Annotated in this window: 8 protein-coding genes and 1 pseudogene; 3 read left to right on the forward strand and 6 right to left on the reverse strand. The window is 71.8% G+C overall.

What is annotated here, in order from left to right; genetic code table 11:
- Positions 1–23: 23 nt before the first annotated feature.
- The gene (locus ABD361_RS21320) at positions 24–437 is read right to left on the reverse strand and encodes a Rieske (2Fe-2S) protein (protein WP_344437041.1); all 414 of its coding nucleotides are present in this window, start codon (positions 435–437) and stop codon (positions 24–26) included.
- 96 nt (positions 438–533) lie between these two features.
- Complete coding sequence (gene uvrA, locus ABD361_RS21325) at positions 534–3,434, reverse strand: excinuclease ABC subunit UvrA (RefSeq protein WP_344437042.1); 2,901 nt, start codon at positions 3,432–3,434, stop codon at positions 534–536.
- A gap of 224 nt (positions 3,435–3,658) precedes the next feature.
- Here uvrA and ABD361_RS21330 point away from each other — a divergent pair, with 224 nt between their 5' ends.
- From ABD361_RS21330 to ABD361_RS21340, 3 genes are all read left to right on the forward strand, one after another.
- Positions 3,659–4,354 (forward strand): maleylpyruvate isomerase family mycothiol-dependent enzyme, encoded by a 696-nt coding sequence (locus ABD361_RS21330; RefSeq protein WP_344437043.1) that lies wholly within the window; start codon positions 3,659–3,661, stop codon positions 4,352–4,354.
- Positions 4,355–4,364: 10 nt separating this feature from the next.
- The gene (locus ABD361_RS21335; RefSeq protein WP_344437044.1) at positions 4,365–5,021 is read left to right on the forward strand and encodes an MBL fold metallo-hydrolase; all 657 of its coding nucleotides are present in this window, start codon (positions 4,365–4,367) and stop codon (positions 5,019–5,021) included.
- Between the two features lie 144 nt (positions 5,022–5,165).
- A complete protein-coding gene (locus ABD361_RS21340) occupies positions 5,166–6,449 on the forward strand; it encodes an MFS transporter (protein ID WP_344437088.1) in 1,284 nt (427 codons plus the stop codon).
- Between the two features lies 1 nt (position 6,450).
- Here ABD361_RS21340 and ABD361_RS21345 read toward each other — a convergent pair whose 3' ends face one another.
- The 4 genes and pseudogenes from ABD361_RS21345 to uvrB form a co-directional block, all read right to left on the reverse strand.
- Positions 6,451–7,431, reverse strand: coding sequence for a TerC family protein (locus ABD361_RS21345; protein ID WP_344437045.1), 981 nt, complete (start codon positions 7,429–7,431; stop codon positions 6,451–6,453).
- 102 nt (positions 7,432–7,533) lie between these two features.
- Positions 7,534–9,490 (reverse strand): annotated as a pseudogene (locus tag ABD361_RS21350) (TerD family protein).
- A 178-nt stretch (positions 9,491–9,668) separates the two neighbouring features.
- Positions 9,669–10,247, reverse strand: a complete 579-nt coding sequence (locus ABD361_RS21355; RefSeq protein WP_344437046.1) for a TerD family protein — start codon at positions 10,245–10,247, stop codon at positions 9,669–9,671.
- A gap of 151 nt (positions 10,248–10,398) precedes the next feature.
- A complete protein-coding gene (uvrB, locus tag ABD361_RS21360; protein ID WP_344437047.1) occupies positions 10,399–12,534 on the reverse strand; it encodes an excinuclease ABC subunit UvrB in 2,136 nt (711 codons plus the stop codon).
- Between the last annotated feature and the right edge of the window lie 42 nt (positions 12,535–12,576).

The raw sequence follows: 12,576 nt of genomic DNA on the forward strand, positions 1-12,576 counted from the left end.
CGGCCTCGGGCCGCCCTTCGGCCTCAGGCCGCGGGGCCCGCCACGAGCCGGCCGCCCTCGGCCTTCACCGGGCACTCGGGCAGGGGCGCGCCGGCCGGGCCGGCGAGCACCTTGCCGGTGGCGGCGTCGAACGCACTGCCGTGGCAGGGGCAGCTGATCCGCCCCTTCTCGACCTTGTCGACGACGCAGCCGGCGTGGGTGCACACCGCGCTGAACGCCTTGTACTGCCCCTCGCTGGGCTGCGAGACGACGAGCTTGTGGTCCCGGTAGAGCCGGGCACCGCCCACCGGCACCTCGCTGGCCGCGCCCAGCTCGACGGGGGCGGTGGGCAGGGCGGCGTCCCGGCCGTTGGCCGACCCGCAGGCGGCGGCACAGAACCCGGCGGCGCCGGCGAGGGCCGCTCCGCGCAGCACGGTACGGCGAGCGGGGGAAGTCATGGGGGACTCCAACGGGGAGGCGCGGTGGAACGCAGTGACAATAACCGACGTCCGTTTCCGTCCCGGAGGCGCGGCCCCCGGGACGGAAAAGACCTGCTACCGCCGCGCGGCGGCCCGCTTCGTGGCCTTGCGCCGCGGCGCCGGTGCGTCGCTGACGCGGTCGCCGAGCATGTCCCGCAGGAACTTGCCCGTGTGGCTCGCCGGCACCGCCGCCACCTCCTCCGGTGTGCCCTCGGCGACGACGAGGCCACCGCCGGAGCCGCCCTCGGGCCCCATGTCGACGACCCAGTCGGCGGTCTTGATCACGTCGAGGTTGTGCTCGATGACGATGACCGTGTTGCCCTTGTCGACCAGCCCGGAGAGCACCGAGATCAGCTTGCTGATGTCCTCGAAGTGCAGACCGGTGGTCGGCTCGTCCAGGACGTACACCGTCCGCCCGGTCGAGCGCTTCTGCAGCTCGCTGGCGAGCTTGACGCGCTGGGCCTCGCCGCCGGAGAGCGTCGGCGCGGACTGGCCGAGCCGGACGTACCCGAGGCCGACCTCGTTGAGCGTGCGCAGGTGGCGGGCGATGGTGGGCACCGCCTCGAAGAACTCCAGCGCCTCGTCGATGGGCATGTCCAGCACCTCGGCGATGGACTTGCCCTTGTAGTGCACCTCCAGCGTCTCGCGGTTGTAGCGCGCACCGTGGCAGACCTCGCACGGCACGTAGACGTCCGGCAGGAAGTTCATCTCGATCTTGATGGTGCCGTCGCCCGCGCAGTTCTCGCAGCGGCCGCCCTTGACGTTGAAGGAGAAGCGACCGGGCAGGTAGCCGCGGACCTTGGCCTCCATCGTCTCCGCGAACAGCTTGCGGATGTGGTCGAAGACGCCAGTGTACGTGGCGGGGTTGGAGCGCGGCGTCCGGCCGATGGGCGACTGGTCGACGTGGACGACCTTGTCGACCAGGTCGTCGCCCTCCACGCGCGTGTGCCGGCCGGGCACCGCGCGGGCGGCGTTCAGCTCGCGCGCCAGGTGGGTGTACAGGATGTCGTTGACCAGCGTCGACTTGCCCGAACCCGACACGCCGGTGACGGCGGTGAGCACGCCGAGCGGGAAGGAGACGTCGATGTCGCGCAGGTTGTTCTCGCGGGCGCCGCGCACGGTCAGCTTCCGCTGGGGGTCGACGGGCCGGCGCACGTCCGGCAGGGGGATGGACCTCTTGCCGGACAGGTACTGCCCGGTCATGGACGCCTCGGTCTTCAGCAGCTCCTTCAGCGGGCCGCTGTGCACGACCTTGCCGCCGTGCTCACCGGCGCCGGGGCCGATGTCCACGACCCAGTCGGCGACCTTGATGGTGTCCTCGTCGTGCTCGACGACGATGAGGGTGTTGCCCATGTCGCGCAGCCGCACCAGGGTCTCGATCAGACGGTGGTTGTCGCGCTGGTGCAGACCGATGGAGGGCTCGTCCAGCACGTACAGCACGCCGACCAGGCCGGAGCCGATCTGGGTGGCGAGGCGGATGCGCTGGGCCTCACCGCCGGAGAGGGTGCCGGCGGCGCGGTTGAGCGAGAGGTAGTCCAGGCCGACGTCGACGAGGAAGCGCAGGCGCTCGTTGACCTCCTTGAGCACCCGCTCGGCGATCTTCTTCTCGCGGCCGGTGAGCTTCATGCCGGACAGGAAGTCGGCGCACTCGCTGATGGACATCGCGGAGACCTCCGCGATGGAGCGGCCCTGCACGGTGACGGCCAGGACGATCGGCTTGAGGCGGGTGCCCTCGCAGGTGGGGCAGGGCACCTCGCGCATGTAGCCCTCGAAGCGCTCGCGGCTGGAGTCGGACTCCGCCTCGGAGTGGCGCCGCTTGACGAAGGGCACCGCGCCCTCGAAGGCCGTGGTGTACGCCCGCTCGCGCCCGTAGCGGTTGCGGTAGCGCACCTCGATCTGGGTGCGGTGGCCGTTGAGCAGGGCCTTCTTGGCCCGCTGCGGCAGCCCCGACCAGGGGATGTCGGTGCGGAAGCCCAGCGCGTCGGCGAGGGCGCCGACCAGGCGGGCGAAGTAGTCCTTGGTGTGGCCGTGCGACCAGGGGCTGATGGCGCCCTCGTCGAGGGACTTGTCCGGGTCGGGGACGACGAGCTCGGGGTCGACCTCCATGCGGCTGCCGATGCCGGTGCAGTCGGGGCAGGCGCCGAAGGGCGAGTTGAAGGAGAAGGACCGCGGCTCCAGCTCCTCGAACGACAGGTCGTCGTACGGGCAGTAGAGGTGCTCCGAGAACATCCGCTCGCGCTCGGGGTCGTCCTCGGGCAGGTCGACGAAGTCGAGGACGACCATGCCGCCGGACAGGCCGAGCGCGGTCTCGACCGAGTCGGTCAGCCGGCGCTTGGCGCTGTCCTTGACGGTCAGGCGGTCGACGACCACCTCGATGGTGTGCTTCTCCTGCTTCTTGAGCTTGGGCGGGTCGGTGAGCTGGATGGTCTGCCCGTCCACGCGCGCCCGGCTGTAGCCCTTGGTCTGCAGGTCGGCGAAGAGGTCGACGAACTCTCCCTTGCGCTCGCGCACCAGCGGCGAGAGCACCTGGAAGCGGCTGCCCTCGGGCAGCTCCAGCACCTTGTCGACGATGGCCTGCGGCGACTGCCGGGAGATCGGGCGGCCGCACTCGGGACAGTGCGGCTTGCCGATCCGGGCGAAGAGCAGGCGGAGGTAGTCGTAGACCTCGGTGATCGTGCCGACCGTCGAGCGCGGGTTGCGCGAGGTCGACTTCTGGTCGATCGACACGGCCGGGGACAGGCCCTCGATGAAGTCCACATCGGGCTTGTCCATCTGCCCGAGGAACTGCCGTGCGTAGGAGGAGAGCGACTCGACGTAGCGACGCTGCCCCTCGGCGAAGATCGTGTCGAACGCGAGCGAGGACTTGCCCGACCCCGACAGACCCGTGAAGACGATCAGGGAGTCGCGCGGAAGGTCGAGCGAGACGTTCTTGAGGTTGTGCTCGCGAGCGCCACGGACGATGAGACGGTCAGCCACGCCGGTCGGCACCTTTCTTGAGAGTCGGCTCTGAAGAGCTGCAGGGGGTGGGCCGCACCCCCGGATGCCACCCCCGATCCAGAGTACGGGGGGCCACTGACAACGAGGGGGCCGCGCGGACGTCGTAAAGCGATGCCACCCCCGAGCGTATAGCACGCACATTCGATTTACGGGCACGAGCCGATCCCTTCACCCGAAGGAGTGGCGAGGGCTAGGGTCGGCCCATGATTGATCATGTGCAGGACCTCGCTTCCCTGCGCGAGGCGACCGAGCGACTGGTGTCCGCGCTCGACGGACTGGACGATCACGGCGGCTCGGCCGTCACCGCGCCGTCCCGGCTGCCCGGCTGGAGCCGCGGGCACGTCCTGGCCCACCTGGCCCGCAACGCCGACGCCCTGGTCAACGTGCTCGAAGGCCGTCCGATGTACCCCAGTGCCGAGGCCCGCGAGGCCGACATCGAGCGCGGCGCCCCGCGCCCGCTCGCGGAGCAGCTGACCGACCTGCGCGAGAGCGCGGAGCGCTTCTTCGCGGCCGCCGACGCACCGGCGGACTGGACGCGCACCGTCACCCTGCGGGGCGGCGTCACCGACGTCGCCGCGCGCGTCCCCTTCCGCCGCCTGGTCGAGGTGGAACTGCACCACGTCGACCTCGGCATCGGCTACGAGCTGGAGGACCTGCCCGCCAGCTTCACCGCGGACGAGATCGACTTCCTCGCCCGGCGGTTCACCGGCAACCCCGACGTCCCCGCGCTGCGGCTGGAGGCGACCGGCGGCGGCCGGTGGAGCAGCGGCCGCGCCGAGGGCGATCCGCTGACGGTCACCGGCTCCGCCGCCGACCTGCTGGGCTGGCTGGCGGGCCGGCGCGACGGCGCGGGGCTCGAAGCCGGTGGCGTCAAGCTGCCCGTACTTCCCTCGCTATAGGGTGACTTCCATGACGTACACCGGAGTGGTAGAGGTCGGCGGACCCGCGGACGTGCACGAGTTGACCGATCTGATGATCTCCAAGGTCGCGGTCGGCCCGATGAACAACAACGCCTATCTGCTGCGGTGCCGCGCGACGGACGAGCAGCTGCTCATCGATGCCGCTGCCGAGCCGAAGACGCTTCTCACCCTGATCGGTGACAGCGGCATCGCCTCGGTGGTCACCACCCACCGGCACCAGGACCACTGGGGCGCCCTGCAGGAGGTCGTGGAGGCCACCGGCGCCCGTACGTACGCCGGCCGGCACGACGCCGAGGGCATCCCGGTGCCGACCGACGTGCCGGTCGAGGACGGCGACGTCATCCGCGTCGGCCGTGTGGAACTGACGGCCCGCCACCTGGTCGGCCACACGCCGGGCAGCATCGCGCTGGTCTACGACGACCCGCACGGCCACCCGCACGTCTTCACCGGCGACTGCCTCTTCCCGGGCGGCGTGGGCAACACCCACGACGACCCGGAGGCCTTCGCCAGCCTGATCGGCGACGTGGAGACCAAGCTCTTCGGGCAGCTCCCGGACGAGACCTGGGTCTACCCCGGCCACGGCAACGACACCACGCTGGGCGCCGAGCGCCCGCACCTCGCGGAGTGGCGCGAGCGCGGCTGGTAGCAGCCCGGCAGGGGGGAGCGCGTCGCCCGCCCCGCAGGCGGACGGCGCGATTCCGGTGCGCCCCCGGCAACGCTCCCCCACGCCCCGTTTCCCCCTCGGCCCGGGGAAGTTGGGCAGTACATGAACCGGGACCAGTCACCGGCCATGCTCCGCCTCGCGGCGGCGTCCATGGCCGGCACCGCCATTGAGTTCTACGACTTCTTCACCTACGGAACCGCCGCCGCCCTCGTCCTGGGCCGGCTGTTCTTCCCCACCGCCTCCCCCCTCATGGGCACCCTCGCCGCCTTCGCCACCTTCGGCATCGGCTTCATCGCCCGCCCCCTGGGGTCGATGCTCTTCGGGCACATCGGGGACCGGCTCGGCCGCCGCCCGGTCCTGATCTCCTCACTGCTGCTGACCGGAGCCGCCACCGTCGCCGTCGGCCTGCTGCCCACCTACCACGACGCCGGCCCCGCCGCCCCGCTGCTGCTGGTCGGCCTGCGCTTCCTGCAGGGCCTGGGGCTCGGCGGGGAATGGGGCGGCGCCATGCTCATCACCGCCGAGCACGCCCCCGCGCACCGGCGCGCACTGTGGTCCAGCTTCCCCCAGACCGGCCCGACCATCGGCTTCCTGCTCGCCAACGGCATCGCCCTCGCCCTGTCGGTCACCCTCGACCGGGCGCAGTTCCTCGACTGGGGCTGGCGCGTGCCGTTCTGGGTGGCCGGTCTGCTGGCGGTGGCCGGGCTGCTGCTGCGCAGCCGGCTGGAGGAGACCCCCGACTTCCGGGCCCTGGCCGCCGGCGAGGCCCGGGCGTCCCTGCCGCTGGCCGAGGTCGTGCGCGACCACTGGCGGCTGGTGCTGCTGACGGCCGGTGCGCTGTCCTTCGGCTACGCCGTCTTCTACACCGTCACCACCTGGTCCCTGGCCTACGGCAGCGAGCACCTGGGGGTGGACCGCACCGTCCTGCTCGTGTGCATCATGGTCGCGGTCACCGCCTCGGGCCTGGCCACCCCGCTGGTGGCCCTGGCCGCCGACCGCCTCGGCCGCCGGCCGCTGTGCCTGGCCGGCTGCGTGGCCGTGGCGCTGTGGATGTTCCCTCTGGTCGGCCTGCTGCACACCGGCCGGCCGGCGCTGATGCTGCTGGGCTTCGTCGTCGCCATGCTGGCCTTCGTCATCACCTTCGGCGTCGTCGGCGCGTACCTGCCGGAGCTGTACGAGGCCCGGGTGCGCTGCACCGGAGCCGCCGTCGGCTACAACCTGGCCGGCGTGCTGGGCGGGGCGGTCACCCCGCTCGTGGCCACCGCGGCGGCCCGGGGCGACGGCACGCCCTGGGGCGTGGCCGTCTACCTCACCGGCATGGCGCTGCTCAGCCTCGGCTGCTTCCTGCTGCTGCCCGAGACCCGGCCGGCGGTCGCCGTCCGGCCGGCCGCCGACCCCTCGCCGGCGTGAGTCAGCCGCGCGAGCCGGCCGGCACCGCCTCGGCCCGCTCCTTGCGGGCCGAGGCACGCAGGGAGGTGACGGTGGTGACGACGAGCACGGCACAGATGACGCCGAGCGAGACGGCGGTGCTGATCTCCGGGACCGCCACACCGCTCTCGTGCAGCGCGTGCAGCACCAGCTTGACGCCGATGAAGCCGAGGATCACCGACAGGCCGTAGGACAGGTGCACCAGCTTCTGCAGCAGGCCGCCTATCAGGAAGTACAGCTGCCGCAGACCCATGAGCGCGAAGGCGTTGGCGGTGAAGACGATGTACGGGTCCTGGGTGAGGCCGAAGATCGCCGGTATGGAGTCCAGTGCGAACAGCACGTCCGTCGTGCCGATCGCCAGCATCACGATCAGCATCGGCGTCATCAGCCGCCTGCCGTTCTCGACGACGAACAGCCGCGTGCCGTGGTAGCGGTCGGTGGAGGGGAAGCGACGCTCGACGATCTTCAGGAAGCGGTTCTCCTCGAACTCCTCCTCCTGCTCGCCGGACCTGGCCTCCTGGATCAGCTTCCACGCCGTCCACACGAGGAAGGCACCGAAGATGTAGAAGATCCACGAGAAGTTGGCGATGACGGCCGCGCCCGCGCCGATGAAGCCGGCCCGCAGCACCAGGGCTATGAGCACCCCGACCATCAGCACCCGCTGCTGGTAGATCGAGGGCACCGCGAACTTCGACATGATCAGCACGAAGACGAAGAGGTTGTCGACGCTCAGCGACTTCTCGGTGATGAAGCCGGCGAAGAACTCGCCGGCCGGCTTCCCGCCCCCGAAGACGAGCAGGCCGAGCCCGAAGAGCCCGGCCAGGACCACCCAGACCACCGTCCAGGTGCCGGCCTCCTTCAAGGAGACCTCGTGCGGCTTGCGGCCTCCGATGAAGAAGTCGGCGGCGACGAGGGCGCACAGACCGAGCACGGTCAGCACCCACAGCGTCAGGGTGACGTCCACTGTTCCTCCGGGGTGTCGTACGGGCGTACGGCAACTCCGAGAACCGTACAGGAAACCCCAAAGAAAAGTAAAGAGAAACCCAAAAGACCAGGCCAGAGGGTTTCAGATGCCGTACGCCCGGCGCGACTGGCCCACCTTCCGCAGCACGTCGCGGACCACGTCGCTGCCCGGCGGCACCACCGGCGGCTCGTACGTCCAGGCGTGCCCCACCCACGGGTCCGCCAGGTGGTCGTCCGGCACCGGGGTGAGCCTCAGCAGGGACCGCCACAGCGGATCGAGCACCGGCCCGTACGCCCGCGCGTCGTCCCGGTCGGCGACCAGCACCACGTGCACGCCCACCGACGGGCCCTCGTCCACCAGGTACCTCAGCTGGGTGACGGCCCGGTCGTCGAAACCGTGCGGGAAGTCGTTGACCAGCAGCACCTGCTCCCCGGTGTCGACGTCCTCGGGCAACGAATCCAGCGCGCGGTTGCGCACGGCCATCTGCACCAGGTCGACACGGCGCGTCAGCCGCTCCAGCGTCTCGCTCACGCCCCGCGCCCCGGCCGGCGGCGCCTCCCGCAACGCCCCCGACTCCAGCAGCGGGGCCAGCGCCGCAGCGGCCGCGCCCGCCGGGTCGATGACGTGCAGCGCGTAGTCGCCGACGGGGTGGACGGCCAGCAGCCGCACCGCGAGGTTCACCGCACAGCTCACGGCGGAGGCGCGCAGCTCCGCCGGGTCCCACAGGGCCGCCCCGGGGCCGCCGGCGGGCCGGCCGGCGTCCACCCACAGGCCGCGCTCCAGCGGCAGCCGCACCAGCAGCGGAATGCGCAGATCCGTGCGCTCGGGCAGGTGAACGTCCCCCAGCCGCAGCGCCAGCGGCCGCTCCAGCGGCACCTGGTAGCCCTGCCAGACGGGGTGGTCCCAGCGGGCGCACGAGGGCGGCAGGGCGTGCTCGACGACCTCGGCCTCCTCGGCGAGCTGGGCGAGGTCCCGGTCCAGGACGGCCCGCGCCTGCTCGACCAGCTGCCGGTGACGGTCGCGGGCCTCCTGCCGCGCCGCGTCGGCGGCCGGCCCGACCCGGGTGGCCGGATCCGTCAGCACCTGGTCCAGCTCCCGGTCCAGGCGCGACTCGGCGAAGTCGACCGCGCTGCGGTAGGCCGCGACGGCCCGGGCCAGGTCCTCGAACATGCCCCGGACTTGGTTGTAGAGCCGCTCGTCCATCGACCACCCGGTGGCGTCCCCGGCGACGGGGCCACTGCGCTCGGCATGATCGTGCTCGGGCACCGTCCCGGGCGGCAGTGCGGCGGACGGCGCGGCGGACGGCGCTCCCGCTGTGGCGCCGGCTTCGGGCCCGGGCCCGGCGGGCGTGCGGTGCCGGCCCGGGTGCCGGTAGCTGACAGGGCCCGCGGACACATCCCGGGCACCCTCGGCCGCCGCGGCGGCCCCGGGCCCGGACCGCCGCGGCCGGCGCCGCCGCCCGCTCACCCGCCGCGGGCGCCACCGGCACCGCGGCCTCCGCGGCCTCGGCGGGCACCGCCAGCGCCCGCTCCGCGGCCGCCGCGGTCTCGGTGGCCGTGGACAGGCCGTGGTCGCGCAGGAGGGCCGCCAGGCCCTCCGCGTAGCCCTGGCCCACCGCGCGCACCTTCCAGGCGCCCTGCCTGCGGTAGAGCTCCACGGCGACGACCGCCGTCTCGGCGTCCAGGCCGGTGACGGTGTACCCGGCGATCTCCTCGCCGGCCTCCGCGGCGACGGCGACGTACGGCCCGGCCAGTGCCCCGAAGCTCGCGGGGCCGCCCGCCTGCGGGACGAGGGCGAGCAGCACGCCCAGCCGGTGCGCGGCCTGCGGGACGGCGTCCAGGTCGACCGTCAGCACGTGTTCGGCCGCGGCCCGGCCGGGCACCTCGGCGCCGGGCAGGCGGGGCGAGCCCGGGTGGGCGACCCACTCGGGGCCGGACACCGTGCCGTCCTCACCGGTGAGGACCGCTGCGGCCATCACCGGGTGGCCCGCCGAGATCCGCACCTGCAGTCGGCTCCCGGTCAGCGGGTGGTTCTGGCCCCGCACCAGCTCGGCCGTCATCGCCGCTCGTCCCCCTTGCGCGCCCGGCGCGCCTCGTCGTGCTTGCTTTCGTGCTCATGCCCGCGCCTGCGCCCGTGCATGATCGCGCCCATTGTGCGACGGGCCCGGCGGATGGCGCTCCGCCGGGCCCTTGTGCTTCTCACCGTGCCGGCCCCGCGCCGCGGGGCCGGCCGGGGTGTCACAGGACGGCCTGGATCTCCGCGAGCAGGTCCTGGAAGGTGCGGCCGTTGGCCGGGGTGCCGATGGCGGTCATCTGCCAGCCGTTGCCGACGCGGTGGACCTTGGCCATGATCTGCGCCGTGTACGGGCCGCCGCCGTCGAGGGTGTAGCGGGCCAGCTCCTGGCCGGTGGTCTCGTCGACCAGCCGGCAGAAGGCGTTGCGGACCTCGGAGAAGGTCTGGCCGGTGAAGGAGTTCACCGTGAAGACGATCTGGTTGACGTGCACGGGGACGCGCTGCAGGTCGACGAGGATGGACTCGTCGTCGCCGCCCTGGCCCGCGCCGCCGACGAGGTTGTCGCCGGTGTGGCGCACCGAGCCGTCCTTGCTGACCAGCTGCTGGAAGAAGGCCACGTCGACCGGCTGCTTGTCGGCGAAGAGCACCGCCGAGGCGTCGAGGTCGATCTCCTTCGTCCGCGTACCGAACAGGCCACGGCGGGGGGCCGCCTGCCAGCCCAGCCCCATCCGCACCGCGGTCAGGGTGCCCCCGTCGGCCTTCTGCAGGCTGATGCCCTGGCCCTTGGACAAGTTGACCGTCACGCGCAGTCCCTCTCTCGTTCGTTCTTTCCCCCGTGACCGCACGTCCGCGCGGTCCTCGTGAACGACCCTACGCACAACCGAGGAGTGCTCCGACACCCCCGGTGGGTTTGTGGCGGTCTTGCAACACGCGCCCGCGACGCGGGGCGACCGCTCAGGCGATCCCGGCCTCCCGCATCTGCCGCAGCTCCTTCTTCAACTCGCTCACCTCGTCGCGCAGTCGTGCCGCCACCTCGAACTGCAGCTCCGCCGCCGCGGCCCGCATGCGGTCGGTCAGCTCCTCGATGGTCTGCGCGAGTTCGGCGGCCGGCCGGTCGGTGAGCACCTCCGCCTTGTTCTTGGCGCCGGCCTTCGCGGCGGCCTTGGCCTTGCCCTTGGCGGGGGTCGGGGCCTTGCCCTTGCCCTTGCCCGCGGGCGCCTGGCGGTAGCCGGTGTTCAACAGCTCCTCGGTGTCGAGCTCCTCGCGCGCGAGGGTCGCCACGATGTCACCGATCTTCTTGCGCAGCGGCTGCGGGTCGATGCCGTTGGCCTTGTTGTACGCGACCTGCTTCTCGCGGCGGCGGTTGGTCTCGTCGATGGCCTTCTCCATCGCCGGCGTGACCTTGTCCGCGTACATGTGCACCTGGCCCGAGACGTTGCGCGCCGCGCGGCCGATGGTCTGGATCAGGGAGGTGCCCGAGCGCAGGAAGCCCTCCTTGTCGGCGTCCAGGATGGCCACCAGCGACACCTCGGGCAGGTCGAGGCCCTCGCGCAGCAGGTTGATGCCGACGAGCACGTCGAACTCGCCGGCGCGCAGCTCGCGCAGCAGCTCGACCCGGCGCAGCGTGTCGACGTCGCTGTGCAGGTAGCGCACGGCGATGCCCAGCTCCAGGAAGTAGTCGGTGAGGTCCTCGGCCATCTTCTTGGTCAAGGTGGTCACCAGGACGCGCTCGTCGCGCTCGGTGCGCTTGCGGATCTCGTGCACCAGGTCGTCGATCTGGCCCTCGGTGGGCTTGACCACGACCTCCGGGTCGACCAGGCCGGTGGGGCGGATGATCTGCTCCACGAACCCGTCGCTGCGCGAGAGCTCGTACGGCCCGGGGGTGGCCGACAGGTAGACGGTCTGCCCGATGCGCTCGGTGAACTCCTCCCACTTCAGCGGGCGGTTGTCCATCGCCGACGGCAGCCGGAAGCCGTGCTCGACGAGCGTGCGCTTGCGGGAGGCGTCGCCCTCGTACATGGCGCCGATCTGCGGCACGGTGACGTGCGACTCGTCGATGACGAGAAGAAAGTCCTCGGGGAAGTAGTCGAGGAGGGTGTTCGGCGGGGAGCCGGGCTCCCGGTCGTCCATGTGCAGCGAGTAGTTCTCGATGCCGGAGCAGGAGCCGACCTGGCGCATCATCTCGATGTCGTAGGTGGTGCGCATGCGCAGCCGCTGGGCCTCCAGCAGCTTGCCCTGCTTCTCCAGCTGGGCCAGGCGTGCCTCCAGCTCCGCCTCGATGCCGGCGATCGCCTTCTCCATGCGCTCCGGGCCCGCGATGTAGTGGCTGGCGGGGAAGACGTAGAGCTCCTGGTCGTCGGAGATGACCTCGCCGGTGAGCGGGTGCAGGGTCGACAGGGCCTCGATCTCGTCGCCGAACATCTCGATGCGGACGGCGAGCTCCTCGTAGACCGGGAAGATCTCGATGGTGTCGCCGCGCACCCGGAAGGTGCCACGGGTGAAGGCGAGGTCGTTGCGCGTGTACTGGATCTCCACGAACCGCCGCAGCAGCTGGTCGCGGTCGATCTCCTGGCCGACCTTGAGCGGCACCATGCGGTCGACGTACTCCTGGGGCGTGCCCAGGCCGTAGATGCAGGACACCGACGCCACCACGACGACGTCGCGCCGGGTGAGCAGGGAGTTCGTCGCGGAGTGCCGCAGCCGCTCGACCTCCTCGTTGATCGAGGAGTCCTTCTCGATGTAGGTGTCCGACTGCGGGACGTACGCCTCGGGCTGGTAGTAGTCGTAGTACGAGACGAAGTACTCGACGGCGTTGTTGGGCAGCAGCTCGCGGAACTCGTTGGCGAGCTGGGCCGCGAGCGTCTTGTTCGGCGCCATCACGAGCGTCGGCCGCTGCAGCTTCTCGATCATCCACGCCGTGGTCGCCGACTTGCCGGTGCCGGTCGCGCCCAGCAGGACGACGTCCTTCTCGCCGGCGCGGATGCGCCGCTCCAGCTCCGCGATGGCCGCCGGCTGGTCACCGCTGGGGCGGTAGGGGCTGACGACCTCGAAGGGCGCCACCTTGCGTTCGATCTGGGATACGGGCCGCATGAGACCACCGTACGGCCCACCACTGACAACGTGCTCGTCTCC

This window comes from Streptomyces luteosporeus, assembly GCF_039532865.1.
Lineage (GTDB): Bacteria > Actinomycetota > Actinomycetes > Streptomycetales > Streptomycetaceae > Streptomyces > Streptomyces luteosporeus.